Below are 14,381 nucleotides of genomic sequence, written 5' to 3'. Positions count from 1 at the left end.
CCTGGTGCACCGACGGAGGTCCCGCCATGCAGTGGAGTCATCGACGTCTCGCGACGAACGTCCTCGTCGTCGGCACGGGAGGCGCCGGGCTGCGCGCCTCCATCGAGCTCGCCGAGCGGGGGGTGGACGTGCTCGCCGTCGGCAAGCGGCGCCGCCACGACGCCCACACCAGCCTCGCCGCGGGCGGCATCAACGCCGCGCTCGCGACGACGGACCCGGAGGACTCGTGGCAGCAGCACGCGGCGGACACGATCACCGAGTCGTACGGACTCGCCGACCCCGAGGTCGTCGAGGTGGTCACGCGGGGAGCCGCGCGCGGCATCGAGGACCTCGAGCGGTGGGGCATGCCCTTCGCGCGCGACGCCGACGGGCGGATCAGCCAGCGGTTCTTCGGCGCGCACACCTACCGCCGTACGGCGTTCGCCGGGGACTACACGGGGCTCGAGATCCAGCGCACCCTGGTGCGGCGCGCGGGCGAGCTGCACGTCCCGGTCCTCGACACGGTCTACGTCACGCGGATCCTCACCGCGAACGGGCGGGTCTTCGGCGCGTACGGGTTCGACGTCACCGACGGGACGCGCGTGACGATCCACGCGGACGCGGTGGTCCTCGCCGCCGGGGGGCACACCCGCATCTGGCGTCGGACCTCCTCGCGCCGCGACGAGAACACCGGGGACTCGTGGCGTCTCGCGGTCCTCGCCGGTGCGCGCCTGCGCGACGCCGAGCTCGTCCAGTTCCACCCCTCGGGGATCCTCGAGCCCGAGGACGCCGCAGGGACGCTCGTGTCCGAGGCCGCGCGGGGCGAGGGCGGCATCCTGCGCAACGCGCTGGGGGAGCGCTACATGGAGCGCTACGACCCGCAGCGCATGGAGCTCTCCACGCGCGACCGCGTGGCGCTCGCGGGCTACACCGAGATCGCCGAGGGCCGGGGGACCCCGCACGGGGGCGTCTACCTCGACGTGTCGCACCTGCCGCGCGAGCAGGTCCTCGAGCGCCTGCCGCGGGTGTACCGGATGATGCTCGACCTCCAGATGCTCGACATCACGACCACGCCCATGGAGGTCGCGCCGACGGCGCACTACTCGATGGGCGGGGTGCGGGTCGCGGCGGCCGACCACGCCACGGAGGTCGACGGCCTGTACGTCATCGGCGAGGCCGCGAGCGGGCTGCACGGGGCGAACCGCCTCGGCGGCAACTCTCTCATCGAGCTGCTGGTCTACGGGCGGATCACGGGCGAGGCCGCGGCGGACTTCGCGACGGGGTCGGACGCGCCACGGCGGGACGCGGGAGCGGTCGCCGAGGCCGCGCACGAGGTCGACCGCGCGCTCGGGCTCGGCTCGACGCCCGGCGCGGACGCCGTGCGCCAGGAGAACGCCCGTCGCCTCCAGCGGGAGGTGCGCGACCTGATGTCGGCGCACGCCGGCGTCGTGCGCTCCGAGGACGGGCTCACGGAGGGCCTCCGACGGCTGGGCGAGGTCGAGGAGCGGTCCGGGGCCGTCGTCGCGCACCCCGACATCGCCGGGTACGACGACCTCGCGCACGCGTTCGACCTCCAGGGGTCGTTGCTCGCGGCGCGGGCCACCCTGGAGTCGGCGCTGGTCCGGCGCGAGACCCGCGGCGCCCACAACCGGTCGGACCACCCGGACACGGACCCGGCGCTGCGCGTGAACCTCGTCTGGTCGCCCGGCCGCGGGGTCGAGGCGGAGCAGATCCCGCCGGTCCCGGACGAGATCGCCTCACTCCGTCGCGACGACGACTCCGTGACGGGCAAGCTCGTCGAGTAGCGCGACGGCGACCCCGTCCTCGTCGTTGGTGGACGTCCTGTCGGTCGCCGCGTCCAGGACGTCGGGGTGGGCGTTCGCCACGGCGAACGAGCGTCCGGCCCAGCGCAGCATGGGCAGGTCGTTGGGCATGTCGCCGAAGGCCCACACGTCCCGGGCGAGGATGCCGAGCCGGTCGCACCAGCGCGCGAGCGCGGCGTCCTTCGTGATGTCGGGCGCGAGGAGCTCGGCGAGGCCCGCCGCGCCCGAGTAGGCGAGGTGGGCCCGGTCGCCGACGACCTCGCGCACCCGGGCGAGGAAGCGCTCCTGCGCCTCGTCCTGGTGCGACGCCACGACGACGGGCTGCGTCGCCGGTGCGTCGGGCGGGGGAGGGGCGGTGCGCAGGCGCGCGAGCATCTTGCCCACCGGCCGGGGCACGGTCGCGCCGGCGACGGTGTCGTGCCCGCCCAGCGTCTCCTCGACCCACCGGACGACCGTCTCGGCCCCCGACGGGTCGGAGCGGTCGTCCGCTGCCGAGCGGAATCCGGGGTCGAACGTCGGGCCGTCGACGCGCTCGAGCGCGAGCGCGACGTCGGGCACGCCCTCGCGCAGGTCGTCGACGAGCTCGCGCACGTCCGCGTCCGTGAAGCCGCACACGTCGATCGCCTGCTCGGTGGCGAGGTCCCAGACGGCCGCCCCGCCGAGGCAGATGACGCGGCCGTGCCCGCCCACGACGTCGCGCAGCGGCGCGAGCCAGCGCGGCGGGCGGGCCGTCACGAAGACGATCTCGACGCCGGCCCCCTCGGCGGCGAGCAGGGCGTCGCGCGTGCGCTGCGACAGGCTCCCGTCGGAGCGCAGCAGCGTGCCGTCGAGGTCGGTGGCGACGAGGCGAGGCAGCCGGGGCGAGGCCGGGCGTCGGCCGGCCGACGGCGCGGGGTGCGGACCGCCGTCGGTCACGGGCACCGCGGCTCTACCGGTAGTTCGTGAACTGCAGCGCGACGTCGAGGTCCGCCGCCTTGAGCAGCGCGATGACGGTCTGCAGGTCGTCACGGGACTTCGAGGTGACGCGGACCTCGTCGCCGGTGATCTGCGTCTTGACGGCCTTGGGCGCCTCGTCGCGGATGATCTTCGTGATCTTCTTCGCGTTCTCGCTCGACAGCCCCTCCTTGAGGGTCGCCGCGAGGCGGTACTCCTTGCCGGAGGCCTTGGGCTCCTTGTCGCCCGTGTCGAGGGACTTGAGCGAGATGCCGCGCTTGATGAGCTTCGTCTCGAGCACGTCGAGGATCGCGAGGACGCGCTCGGCCGAGTTGGCCACCATGACGATGCTCTCGCCGCTCCACGCGATCGAGGCGCCGACGTTGCGGAAGTCGTACCGCTGGGCGACCTCCTTCGCGGCCTGGTTGAGCGCGTTGTCGACCTCCTGGCGGTCGACCTTGCTGACGATGTCGAACGACGAGTCGGCCATGGTGGTCCTCCCTCGGGGACGGGTGCGGGTGCTGGGTCCACCGTAGTCGAGTGCGCGGCGGGACGGTCGTCGCACGCCGCCCGGCCGACTGCTGCGACCGCGTCGGGTGCGGAGCCCGTCAGGCGCGGTCGGCGAGCCGGGTCGCCCGCGCGGTGTGCACGCCGTCGACCGTGAGCACGACGAGCGCGAGCCACACGAGGACGAAGCCCGCCCACCGGGCCGGCGGCATGTGCTCGTGGAACACGAGGACCCCGCAGAGGAACTGCAGGACCGGCGCGAGATACTGGAGCATGCCCACGAGGGACAGCGGGATGCGTCGTGCCGCGGACGAGAAGAGCAGGAGGGGGACGGCGGTCACGAGCCCCGACGAGGCGAGCAGGGCGGCGTGGGCGGGGTCGGTGAGCGAGAAGGTGCCTTCTCCCGAGACACCCAGCCAGGCGAGGTAGGCGAGGGCGAGCGGCGCGAGCGTCGTGGTCTCTGCCGCGAGGCCGGGCAGCGCCTCGACGCTGCGCCCGACGCGGTTCTTCACCAGCCCGTAGAGCCCGAACGTGAAGGCGACCCCGAGCGCGATCCAGGGCACGCGCCCGACCCCCACGGTGATGACCGCGACGGCGGCCGTGCCGATCGCGAGGGCGACCCACTGGGCCGGCCGCAGCCTCTCGCGCAGCACGACGACCGCGAGGAGCACGGTGACGAGCGGGTTGACGAAGTACCCGAGGGCGGCGTCGAGCACGTGGCCGGAGAGCACGCCGTAGACGTAGATCGTCCAGTTCGTGGCGACGAGCACGCCGGCGACGCCGAGCAGCGCGAGCGTGCGCGGGCTGCGCAGGACGTGTCCGAACCGGCCGAGCTGTCGGGCGACGACGAGCAGCAGCACGCAGACGACGAGGCTCCAGACGACGCGGTGGGCGATGATCTCGAGCGGCCTGGCGGGCTCCAGGAGCGGGAAGTAGAGCGGCATGGCGCCCCACAGGACGTAGGCGCTCGCGCCGAACAGGACGCCTCGACGGTCGAGGGTGCCGGAGGCCGGCGCGGCGTCGCGCGGGGATCGCCGGGGCGCGGCGTCGAGGTCGGGGCTGCGCTCCGGGGAGGGAGCAGGGTCGGTCACGGGAACACTCTAGGAGCCGCCGCGGGGCCGTCGTGGAGCGGATTTCGCTCTGCGGCCGGACGGGCTGTATCGTTGGCTCGCCGCCATGGCCACCCCGCACCACGTGCACGGGTCGGTCGTGTCGGCAGCTCCACACGCGGCAGGTTGCCCGAGCGGCCAAAGGGATCTGACTGTAAATCAGACGGCTCAGCCTTCGGGGGTTCGAATCCCTCACCTGCCACCGGAGCGACGGGGCGCCACCTCACGGGGGCGCCCCGTCGACGTTCCACCGGTCGTCCGGGCGGGGTCGCAGCGGCGGAATCCCGCCGATTTCGTACCGCGCCCGGTTGCGTGTAGAGTTTTCCGCGCCGCCCCGATAGCTCAGTCGGCAGAGCGTCTCCATGGTAAGGAGAAGGTCAAGGGTTCGATTCCCTTTCGGGGCTCTGTGGTGACGCGGGGTCGTCTTGCTGGAATACTGCGAGACGACCTCGCGTTCGCCTCATGCGGCGGGGTAGCTCAGATGGTTAGAGCGCACGACTCATAATCGTGAGGTCGCGGGTTCGATCCCCGCCTCCGCTACCACTTTCGACAATCTCCGTACGGCGGCCGGCGTCGTGCGGCCTGCACAGCACAAGCGCCCTCCGGAGGCGCGAGAGGTGGCTCACTACCGTGGCAAGCAAGAGCGCTGACGTTCGCCCCAAGATCACGCTGGCCTGCGTGGACTGCAAGGAGCGCAACTACATCACCAAGAAGAACCGTCGTAACGACCCGGACCGCCTGGAGCTCGCGAAGTTCTGCCCGCGCTGCGGCAAGCACACCGCGCACCGCGAGACCCGCTGACCCAGCGGTCCGGCACCCGACCGTGGCGATCAACGCAGACTTCGCCGGTCGCGAGTACCCGGCGAACGCCCCGTACTCCGTCGGCCGGGAGAAGCTGCGCGAGTTCGCCGCGGCGGTCGGATCCACGCACCCCGTGCACCACGACCTCGTGGCGGCGCGGGGTGCTGGCTATCCGGACCTGGTCGCCCCGCCCACGTTCGCGGTCGTCGTCGCGCAGCGCGCCGAGGCGCAGCTCATCGAGGACCCCGAGGCGGGCATCGACTTCTCCCGCGTCGTCCACGCGGACGAGCGCTTCACGCACCACCGGCCGATCGTCGCGGGCGACGAGCTCGTGACGGTGCTGCACGTGGACTCGATCGTCGAGCGGGCCGGCCTCGCGATGGTCACCACGCGCTGCGAGATCCTGGCCGAGTCGCCGGGCGACGACGGAGCCGTCCGGACGCCCGTCGCGACCGTCCGCTCCACCCTCGCCGTCCGCGGGGAGGACGCATGAGCACCGAGCCTGCCGACGCAGCCGGCCGCCCCGTCCTCGCTGACCTCTCGGTCGGCGACGTCGTCGGGACCCGCACGGTCGAGGTCGACCGTGCCTGGCTCGTCCGCTACGCGGGCGCGAGCGGCGACTTCAACCCGATCCACTGGAACGACGCGTTCGCGGCCGAGGTCGGGCTGCCGGGCGTCATCGCGCACGGCATGTTCACGATGGGCGCGGCCGTCGCGCTGGTCGAGGACTGGGCGGGCGACCCCGGGGCGGTCGTCGACTACCAGGCGCGCTTCACGCGGCCCGTGCCCGTCCCGAACCCGGGCGTCGCGACGCTCGAGGTCACCGGCACCCTCGGGGCGATCGACGCCGAGGCCGGCACCGTGCGCGTCGACCTGACGGTGACGTCCGACGGCGCGCGCGTGCTCGGCAAGAGCCAGGCGGTCGTCCGGCTCTGAGGCCTCCGTGCGCCGGCGCGGCCCCGGCCGGTCGGAGCGCCTGACGTCGTCCGACGCAGCCCTTCCCAAGGTGGGAACGCTCCCACTACCGTGGGGTCACGGTTCGCCGACGTCGAAGGAGACGCTCATGACCCTGTCCGGACCCCACGAGGCCACGCCGTCCGACCGGGCGCCCAGCGCCGGTCGCGCGCTCGACCGCCGCGCCTTCCTCGCCCTCTCGGGCGCGGGCGCCGCCGCGCTGACCACGCTGCTCGCCGCGCCGGCGACGGCGACGACCGCCGGCGCGCCCGCCGTGGCGACCGGCGGAGGGCACGGCGGTGCCCACGGCGGGGGAGCGCGCGACGCCGTCCGGCGCGCGCAGGGCTTCCTCGACGTCATGACGGACGCCTACCCGGAGCAGAACCCCGGGCCGCGCCTCGCGCAGTCGTACGCGGACCAGCTCGGGCTGTTCTCCACGGCGTTCGTCTACGACAACGCGCTGGCGATCTGCGCGTCGCTCACGGCGGGCCGCGCGCACCTCGACCGCGCACGCGCGCTCGGTGACGGCTTCCTCTTCGCGCAGGAGAACGACCCCGCGCACGACGACGGCCGCCTGCGCCAGGCGTACAACGTCGGCCCGTACGTGTTCTACGACGGCTCGCCGCAGGAGCACGGCCTCGTGCTCCCCGACGGGACGGCGAACGTCGGCTGGCAGTTCGGGTTCCTCGGCACCGCGGTCGGGGACATGGCCTGGCCGGGGATCGCGCTGCTCCACCTGCACGCCGCGACGCGCGACCGGCGCTACCTGCGGGGCGCGCTGCGCATCGCGGAGTGGATCGTCGCGAACACGTGGTCGACGCGGCCGCTGGGCGGCTTCTCGTTCGGCGTGGACGCCGCGAACGCGCCGGTACCGAACGGCTCGACCGAGCACAACGTCGACTGCGTCGCGTTCTTCCGCCAGCTCGCGGCCGCGACCCGGGACCGGCGCTGGACGCGCGCGAGCGAGCACGCGCGCGCGTTCGTCGACCGCATGTGGGAGCCCGCCGGCGGCTATCTGTACACCGGCACGAACGACGGCACCGAGATCAACCGCGACCCGCTCCCGCTCGACCCGCAGACCTGGGGCTGGCTGGCGCTGCGCGACCGCCGCTACGCACGGGCTCTCGACTGGGCGGCGGACGCCCTCGCGGCGCGCGACGTCGCCGGGGAGGGCGTCTCCCAGCTCCCGGCGGGCGTGACGGTCGAGGGCGTCACGTTCTCGAGCGCGAGCCTCACGTCGACGGCGTCGTACAACGGGCTCCCCGTGCATCAGCAGGGCGTGTGGCTCGAGGGCACCGCCCAGCTGGCGGGGGCGTTCCTCGACCGTGACGGGAAGGGCGACGGGAGGGACGGCCGGGGTCGGCACGGCGGCGGGCGACGCCGGCGCGACGACCGGGACCGTGCGGCCGACCTGCTGCGCGAGGTGCGGGTCGCGCAGGACTCCGTGGGCGCGGGCCAGACGGTCGGCGGCACGCCGCTGCCCGAGCGGTCCGGTGTGGTCGCGGCGTCGAGCCTGCTCGACACGGGGTTCGGCTTCGGGTACTTCCAGGTCCAGCACGTCGGCGCGACGTCCTGGTACCTCATGGCGGCGGCGGGGGCGAACCCGCTCCAGGTCGGAGGGCTGCGCTGACGAGACGGCCCGGGCTCGCGCCGTCCGTCGTCAGGCGGTCGGTGCGGGCCCGGTCGTCGTCCCGACGACGAGCTCGACCTCGAGCACGACGGTCCGGGGCTCCTCGCCCGCGAGGAGGTCGATGACGGCGCGGCCCAGCTCCGCGCCCTTGCGCGCGAGCGGCTGGTCGACGCTCGTCAGCACGTCGGGGGCCAGCCACGGCAGGTCGAGGCCGTCGAACCCGGCGACGGACACGTCGTCGGGCACGCGCAGGCCGAGCTCGCGCGCGCCGAGCAGCGCGCCCGCGGCGAGCAGGTCGGAGTGGGCGATGACGGCGGTGGGCCGGGACGTGGGGTCGAGCGGCACGACGACGCCGTCGGCGTCGGTGCGGCCGAGCAGGGCGATCGCGGCCGAGCGCCCGTGCTCGACGAGCGACGCCTCCGTCTCCCAGCTCGCGACGGGCTCGATCACGTCGCGCACCCCGGCGAGGCGGTTGGCGGTGGGGGTCCGGTCGACCTGGGCGAGGCGCCCGGCGTCGACGGGGCCGCTCCGGTCGGAGGTGTCGAAGGGGAGCGACACCTCGGCGATGCGCGCGTGCCCGAGCCCGACCAGGTGCCGGACGACGTCGGCGGTCCCGCGACGGTCCGCGATGCCCACGAGCGGCGCGCCCTCGACGGCGCGCCCCTCCCCGATGACGACCGGCACGCCGCGTCGGCGCAGCGCGGTGAGCGTCGCGTCCTCGGCCCCGACGCCCCAGACGAGCACCGCGACGTCCATCGCGGCGCTCTCGACGAGCGGGTCGACCGCGTGCGCCGGGTCGTCGGAGGGGATGCCGGGGATGAGGAGGACGCCGAGACCGTTCTCGCCGAGGGTGGAGACCAGGCCGTCGAGCACCTGGACCGCCACCGGGTCCCGGAAGGCGCGGCGCAGCTGGTCGCCCACGACCACCCCGACGACGCCCGACCGACCGGAGCGCAGCTGGCGGCCGAGGGGGTTGGGACCGGTGTAGCCGAGCTCCTCCGCGGCGGCGAGGACGCGTGCGCGCGTCTCGGGCGTGATCGGTCCCGCGCCGGAGAACGCGAGGGACGCCGTCGAGACGGACACGCCGGCGAGGTCGGCGACCTTCGCGAGCGTCGGCCGCGGGCGGGGCGCCGGGGCCGTGCTCGCCACCGGCGCGGCGCTCTCCGCCGGGCCTGTGCCGGGCGTACCTCCGGGCGTGCCGCCGGTCGTGCCGCGGGTGCCGCTCATCACGCTCCTGCCTGCCCGTACCTGCTCGTCCGCCCTGGTCCGGACGGGATGTCGATTGACGCGCGGCCAGCGTACCCGCACACTGGTCACCATGCCTCGAATCGATTCGAAGCGCTCTCTCCTTCCTCGGATCGAATCGATTCGAGGAGGTGCTGCGCACTCCGCGTCCCTGTCCCGCGCCCGCTGGGCGCTCCTCGGCATCTTCGCGCTCAACGGCGTGATGATGTCGAGCTGGCTCGCGCGCATCCCCTCGGTGCGCGACGCTCTCTCGCTCAGCCCCGCCGACCTCGGCGTCGTGCTCCTCGCGGGAGCGGTCGGCGCGCTCGCGACGGTCACCGCCGCGGGCCCGTTCGTCACGCGCTTCGGCGGACGCGCCGCGTTCGCGCTCTCCGCGGGGCTCTTCGGCGGTGCCTTCCTCCTGCTCGGCCTCGGCCCGGCGACCGGCTCCGTCGCGCTCCTCGCCGCCGGGATCTTCCTCAACGGCATGGCGTTCGCGCTCGGCAACGTGCCCATGAACGTCGAGAGCGCCGGCATCGAGCGGCGCATGGGCCGCACGATCCTCCCGCAGTTCCACGCGGCGTTCTCCGTCGGCGCCGTGATCGGCTCGCTGCTCGGCGCGGCGTGCGCGCACGGCGAGGTGCCCGTCCTCGTGCAGTTCACGGTCACCGGCGCGGTGGCCCTCGTGTGGCGCCTCGTCGCGATCCCGGCGACCGTGCACGACACGGCCGTCGCGCGTCGGACGGCCCGCGCGGGGGCCCCGTCGGGGCCCGCGGCCGAGCACGCGCCCGCTGCCCTGGAGTCGCTCGGGGACGCCGTCGTGGACGTCGAGACCGCCCGCCTGCACCCGCGGCTCGCGCGCCGCGGCGCCCGTCGTGGGGCGCGGCTCGGCGCGGCGCTCGGCGCCTGGCGCGAGCCGCGCACGCTCCTCATCGGTCTCGTCATCCTCTCCGCGGCACTGTCGGAGGGCTCGGCGAACGACTGGCTGTCGCTCGCCGTCGTCGACGGGTTCGCGCAGACCGAGGCCGTCGGAGCCGTCGTCTTCGGCACGTTCGTGGCGGCGATGACCGTCATGCGCCTCCTGGGCACGCGGCTCATCGACCGGTTCGGCCGCGTCACGGTGCTGCGCGCCTCGGGCGTGACCTCGATCGTCGGGCTCGTGCTCTTCGGGTTCGCGCCGACCCTGACCCTGGCCGGGGTCGGCGTCGTCCTGTGGGGGTTCGGTGCCGCGCTCGCCGTCCCTGTGGGGATCGCCGCGGCCTCGGACGAGCCGCTGCGCGCCGCGGGGCGCGTGTCCGTGGTGTCGGCGTTCTCCTCGATGGCGTCGCTCGCCGCGCCGCCGCTCCTCGGCCTCGCGGCCGAGGCCATGGGGGCGCGGCACGCCCTCGTCCTCATCGTGGGGGCGATGGTCCTCAGCGTCCTCCTCGCCCGCCAGGTGGCGCCGCTGCGCACGCCCGCGGCGCTCGCCGCCCGCCGCGCGGGGGAGGATGGGGCGGTGGACGCCGCAGCTCCCGGCCCGGGCCGGTCACCCGCCCTGCACGTCGCGTCGCCCGACGCCCCGGCGCCCGAGGCGCCGGCGCCCGAGACACCGGCGACCGAGACCTCGTCGCACGACGTCCGGCCCGGACGCGTCCGCCGGCGCGGCAACGTGCGGCACGGTCGCCGTCGTCCGCACCGCACGACCCCCCGACGCCGCGAGGAGACCTCCGCATGACCGCCCCGTCCCGCCCCGCACCCGCGCGCGCCGTCGCGCTCGCCGCGTGGGCCGTCTTCGCGGTGTTCTTCCTCAACGGCTTCAACTTCGCGAGCTGGGCGTCCCGGCTGCCGGCGGTGCGCGACGAGCTCGGGTTCGCGGAGGCCCAGATGGGCCTGCTGCTGCTCTTCATGGCCGTGGGCTCGCTGCTCGCGCTCCCGCTCTCCGGGCTCGTGGTCCAGCGGCTCGGCGCGGCGCGCGCCGTCGTGATCTTCGCGACGATCAACACCGCGGGTCTCGTGACGACCGCGTTCGCCGTCTCGGAGGGCGCGGACTGGGTCGTGCGCGTCGGGCTGTTCGTCACCGGCGTCGGGACCGGTGTCTGGGACGCCGCGATGAACCTCGAGGGCGCCGCGGTCGAGCAGCGGCTCGGCCGGGCGATCATGCCCCGCTTCCACGCCGGGTTCTCGTTCGGCACGATGGCGGGCGCCGGCCTGGGAGCCGTGGCCGCGGCCACGCGCGTGCCGGTGCAGTGGCACCTCGCCGTCGCCGTCGTCGTGAGCCTGCTCGCGATCCTGTGGTGCGTCCGGCTCTTCCTCCCGGCCGGGAGGGTGGACGACGGCGGGACCCCGCGCTCGGCCGACTCCGGCGGGGCCGATCCCGCCACCGCGGTCCCCGTCCACGGCTCCGGGGGCGACCGGTCGCGCGGCGCCCGGTCGGCGTTGTCGGCGTGGACCGAGCCGCGCACGCTGCTCATCGGCCTCGTCGTCCTCGCCGCCGCGCTGACCGAGGGCGCGGCCAACGACTGGGTCAGCCTCGCGGTCGTCGACGGGTTCGGGACGGACGACGCGACGGGCGCGGTCGGGCTGGCCGTGTTCCTCACCGCGATGACGGGCATGCGCCTGCTCGGGACCGGGCTCCTCGACCGCTTCGGCCGCGTCGCGGTCCTGCGCGTCTCCGCCGGTCTGGCTCTCGCCGGGCTCCTGCTGTTCGGGCTCGCGCCGAGCCTGTGGCTCGCGCTCGGCGGCGTGGTCCTGTGGGGCATGGGCGCCGCTCTCGGGTTCCCCGTGGGGATGAGCGCGGCCTCCGACGACCCGCAGCGCGCGGCGGTGCGGGTGAGCGTCGTCGCGACCATCGGCTACTCGGCGTTCTTCATGGGTCCGCCGCTCATCGGGTTCCTCGCGCACGAGGTCGGGTACCGGTCCGCGCTGCTCGTCATCGCGATCCCGGTCGTCGTCGGGCTGCTCGTCGTCGGGGCGGCGCGACCGCTCCCGACGGCCGCCGGAGGAACGGGCGACCGGGCCGCCGACGACGGTGCCCGTCCCGGCGCGGACGATGCCGCGTCGAGCGTCGACCGCCCGAACTAGGCTGTCGGCGTGACCTGCGAACCCGCCTCACCCCGCGTCGTCGACACGGCGACCGCCACCGCGACCGCACCCGGCCTGCGTCCCGACTCCGTCGGGGAGCCGACGCTCGCCGAGCTGACGACGCTGCGCGTCGGCGGTCCCGCGGACCGCTACGTCGAGGTCCACGACGAGGCGGAGCTGATCGCCACGGTCCGCGCGGCCGACGACGCGGGCGAGCCGCTGCTGGTCCTGGGGGGCGGGTCCAACCTCCTCGTCGCCGACGAGGGGTTCGGGGGCGTCGTGGTGCGCGACCTGCGCCAGGGCGTCGTCGTCGACGCGCAGGACTCGTGCGGCGGGGCGAGCTTCACGGCGCCCGCGGGCCAGGACTGGGACGCGCTCGTCGCGCGCGCGGTGGCGGAGGAGTGGGTCGGGGTCGAGGCGCTGTCCGGCATCCCCGGCACCGTCGGGGCCGCACCCGTGCAGAACGTCGGGGCGTACGGCCAGGAGGTCGCGGGCGTCGTCTCGACCGTGCGGGTGTGGGACCGCGAGCGCGGCCGCGTGCGGACCCTCGCTCTCGGCGAGCTCGGCTTCGGGTACCGCACGTCGGTGCTCAAGCGGTCGATGCACGTGGGGGCGGGCGGTGCCGGTCCCGACGGCGACGCGTCGGGCCCGTGGTACCCGTCGCCGCGCTGGGTCGTCCTCGAGGTCGGCTTCCAGACACGGCTCGGGTCGTTGTCCGCACCCGTCGCGTACCCGGAGCTCGCCCGCCGCCTCGGAGTCCAGGTGGGGGAGCGCGCGCCGATGGCGGACGTGCGCGACGCCGTCCTCGCCCTGCGCGCGGGCAAGGGCATGCTGCTCGACGGCGATCCCGACGCCCCCGACCACGACCGGTGGAGCGCGGGGTCGTTCTTCACGAACCCCGTCGTGCCGGCCGACGAGGCGGACGAGCTGCCCCCCGAGGCGCCGCGCTACCCGGTGCGGTCCGCGACCCCGAGCCGGACGACGGGCCCGAGCCTCGGCGAGGTCGACCCGACGCTCGTCAAGACGTCCGCGGCGTGGCTCATCGAGCACGCCGGCTTCGGCAAGGGCTACGGCGTGCACGGCACGTCGAGCCCCGCGACCCTCTCGACCCGGCACACGCTCGCGCTGACGAACCGTGGCGGGGCGAGCGCCGCCGACGTGCTCGAGCTGGCGCGTGCCGTGCGCGACGGCGTGCTCGACGCCTTCGGGGTCGAGCTCGTCCCCGAGCCCGTCCTGGTGGGCGCGTCCCTCTGACGCCCGGGAGGGCTCAGTAGACGACGACCGTCGTCCCGGGCGGAGCGCCCCACGTGTCCCAGATCCAGTTCATCGCGCTGTTCGCGACGCGGATGCACCCGTGCGACGCGGGCCACGGCGGGATCGAGCCCGAGCCGTGCACCGCGATGCCGCCCGTGAAGAACTTCGGCCGCCACATGCTGCCGAGCTCGAGGCTCGACTCGTAGTTCGCGTCGACCTGCCGGCCCACCTGGAACGTGCCGCGCGGGGTGCCGGCCCGGTAGGTCCGGCCCTTCGCCTCGAACTGCTCCCCGTTGCCCGACGACGCGTTGATCACCGTCACGACCCGGCCGTCCTCGACGGCGAGGAGCAGCTGGCGGTCGAGGTCGATCTCGATGACCTTGCCCGACCCGGTCTGCGGCTGCGGCCGCACGCCCTCGTCGAGCGCGGCCTGCGTCGCGGGGCCGACGACACCGTCGCGGGAGATGCCCGCGGCCTTCTGCAGCGCCCACACCGCCTGCTGGGTCCCCGGGCCGAAGGCGCCGTCCGGGGCGCCGATGAAGTAGCCGAGCTCCGCGAGCCGTGCCTGGAGCGCGACGACCCGGTCGCCCTCCGCACCGCGCTCGAGCTCGGCGGGCTCCGCCGGCGGAGGAGGCTCCGCAGCGGGCGGGGGAGCGGTCTCGTCGGGGCTGGGCGCGGGCTCCTGGGTCGGGCTCGGCTCGGGCGTCGGCTCGGGCGTCGGCTCGGGCGTGGTGTCCGGGGTCGCGGTCGGACCGGGCGCTGCCGACGGCGTCTCCTCCGGCGACGTCGTCGTGCCGGGGTCCGTCGTCGGCTCGGGAGCGGTCTCGGGGGTGCTCTCGACGGAGGCCGACGGCGCGCGTCCGGGTTCCATGTCGGGCAGCCCGGCCTGGCAGCCGGTCAGCACGAGGAGCCCGGCGAGCGCCGGCGCCACGGCGCGGAGCACCCGGACCCGCTGCCGGGGCGCGCGCGGCGCAGCCGTCTTGTCTCGCGGCACGTCGTGCCCCGGTCGTGCGTCGTCCACGGCGGTCCCCCTCCGGTCTCCGTCCCGCGCGTGCGAGCGCGTGGCACGCCGCGGAGGACCATCATGCGCCGCGACGCACGGGCCGG

At 75.2% G+C, this 14,381-nt stretch carries 13 protein-coding genes and 3 tRNA genes; 11 read left to right on the top strand and 5 right to left on the bottom strand.

Features of this window, described 5'->3' with window-relative positions; translation table 11 throughout:
- Positions 1-26: 26 nt before the first annotated feature.
- Positions 27-1,784, top strand: coding sequence for an L-aspartate oxidase (locus ACWPWV_RS02150; protein ID WP_454041326.1), 1,758 nt, complete (start codon positions 27-29; stop codon positions 1,782-1,784).
- Here ACWPWV_RS02150 and ACWPWV_RS02145 read toward each other — a convergent pair.
- The 3 genes from ACWPWV_RS02145 to rarD form a co-directional block, all read right to left on the bottom strand.
- Positions 1,737-2,717 carry an HAD family hydrolase gene (locus ACWPWV_RS02145; RefSeq protein ID WP_454042788.1) on the bottom strand — a complete coding sequence of 327 codons (981 nt, stop codon included), beginning with the start codon at positions 2,715-2,717 and terminating at the stop codon, positions 1,737-1,739. The genes ACWPWV_RS02150 and ACWPWV_RS02145 overlap by 48 nt on opposite strands.
- A gap of 13 nt (positions 2,718-2,730) precedes the next feature.
- On the bottom strand, positions 2,731-3,225 hold the full coding sequence (locus ACWPWV_RS02140; RefSeq protein ID WP_454041325.1) for a YajQ family cyclic di-GMP-binding protein: 495 nt from the start codon (positions 3,223-3,225) through the stop codon (positions 2,731-2,733).
- 118 nt (positions 3,226-3,343) lie between these two features.
- A complete protein-coding gene (gene rarD / locus ACWPWV_RS02135; protein WP_454041324.1) occupies positions 3,344-4,333 on the bottom strand; it encodes an EamA family transporter RarD in 990 nt (329 codons plus the stop codon).
- A 138-nt stretch (positions 4,334-4,471) separates the two neighbouring features.
- Between rarD and ACWPWV_RS02130 the strand changes: the two genes are divergently transcribed.
- The 7 genes from ACWPWV_RS02130 (at position 4,472) to ACWPWV_RS02100 (ending at position 7,736) form a co-directional block, all read left to right on the top strand.
- Positions 4,472-4,553 (top strand) — tRNA-Tyr (locus tag ACWPWV_RS02130).
- Positions 4,554-4,682: 129 nt separating this feature from the next.
- A tRNA-Thr gene (locus ACWPWV_RS02125) sits at positions 4,683-4,755 on the top strand.
- 62 nt (positions 4,756-4,817) lie between these two features.
- A tRNA-Met gene (locus ACWPWV_RS02120) sits at positions 4,818-4,894 on the top strand.
- A gap of 87 nt (positions 4,895-4,981) precedes the next feature.
- Complete coding sequence (gene rpmG / locus ACWPWV_RS02115; protein WP_021482899.1) at positions 4,982-5,152, top strand: 50S ribosomal protein L33; 171 nt, start codon at positions 4,982-4,984, stop codon at positions 5,150-5,152.
- Positions 5,153-5,174: 22 nt separating this feature from the next.
- Positions 5,175-5,645 (top strand): FAS1-like dehydratase domain-containing protein, encoded by a 471-nt coding sequence (locus tag ACWPWV_RS02110; RefSeq protein ID WP_454041323.1) that lies wholly within the window; start codon positions 5,175-5,177, stop codon positions 5,643-5,645.
- On the top strand, positions 5,642-6,088 hold the full coding sequence (locus ACWPWV_RS02105; RefSeq protein WP_454041322.1) for a MaoC family dehydratase: 447 nt from the start codon (positions 5,642-5,644) through the stop codon (positions 6,086-6,088). The genes ACWPWV_RS02110 and ACWPWV_RS02105 overlap by 4 nt, the downstream gene beginning before the upstream one ends.
- A 127-nt stretch (positions 6,089-6,215) precedes the next feature.
- Complete coding sequence (locus ACWPWV_RS02100; RefSeq protein WP_454041321.1) at positions 6,216-7,736, top strand: Tat pathway signal sequence domain protein; 1,521 nt, start codon at positions 6,216-6,218, stop codon at positions 7,734-7,736.
- A 30-nt stretch (positions 7,737-7,766) separates the two neighbouring features.
- Here ACWPWV_RS02100 and ACWPWV_RS02095 read toward each other — a convergent pair whose 3' ends face one another.
- A complete protein-coding gene (locus ACWPWV_RS02095) occupies positions 7,767-8,963 on the bottom strand; it encodes a LacI family DNA-binding transcriptional regulator (RefSeq protein ID WP_454041320.1) in 1,197 nt (398 codons plus the stop codon).
- 91 nt (positions 8,964-9,054) lie between these two features.
- Here ACWPWV_RS02095 and ACWPWV_RS02090 point away from each other — a divergent pair, with 91 nt between their 5' ends.
- Genes ACWPWV_RS02090 through ACWPWV_RS02080 form a run of 3 tightly spaced genes read left to right on the top strand, consistent with a single transcriptional unit; the run spans position 9,055 to position 13,274 of the window.
- Positions 9,055-10,674: an MFS transporter gene (locus ACWPWV_RS02090; RefSeq protein ID WP_454041319.1), complete on the top strand. Its 1,620-nt coding sequence runs from the start codon at positions 9,055-9,057 to the stop codon at positions 10,672-10,674.
- A complete protein-coding gene (locus ACWPWV_RS02085; protein WP_454041318.1) occupies positions 10,671-12,020 on the top strand; it encodes an MFS transporter in 1,350 nt (449 codons plus the stop codon). The genes ACWPWV_RS02090 and ACWPWV_RS02085 overlap by 4 nt, the downstream gene beginning before the upstream one ends.
- A gap of 9 nt (positions 12,021-12,029) precedes the next feature.
- On the top strand, positions 12,030-13,274 hold the full coding sequence (locus ACWPWV_RS02080; RefSeq protein ID WP_454041317.1) for a UDP-N-acetylmuramate dehydrogenase: 1,245 nt from the start codon (positions 12,030-12,032) through the stop codon (positions 13,272-13,274).
- A gap of 13 nt (positions 13,275-13,287) precedes the next feature.
- Here the strand turns inward: ACWPWV_RS02080 and ACWPWV_RS02075 are convergent, their stop codons facing one another.
- Positions 13,288-14,295: a L,D-transpeptidase family protein gene (locus tag ACWPWV_RS02075; protein WP_454041316.1), complete on the bottom strand. Its 1,008-nt coding sequence runs from the start codon at positions 14,293-14,295 to the stop codon at positions 13,288-13,290.
- Positions 14,296-14,381 lie beyond the last annotated feature (86 nt).

Source organism: Cellulosimicrobium sp. Marseille-Q8652, assembly GCF_965112045.1.
The sequence above is the reverse complement of the archived record's forward strand: the minus strand, read 5'-3'. Positions and strand labels throughout refer to the sequence as shown.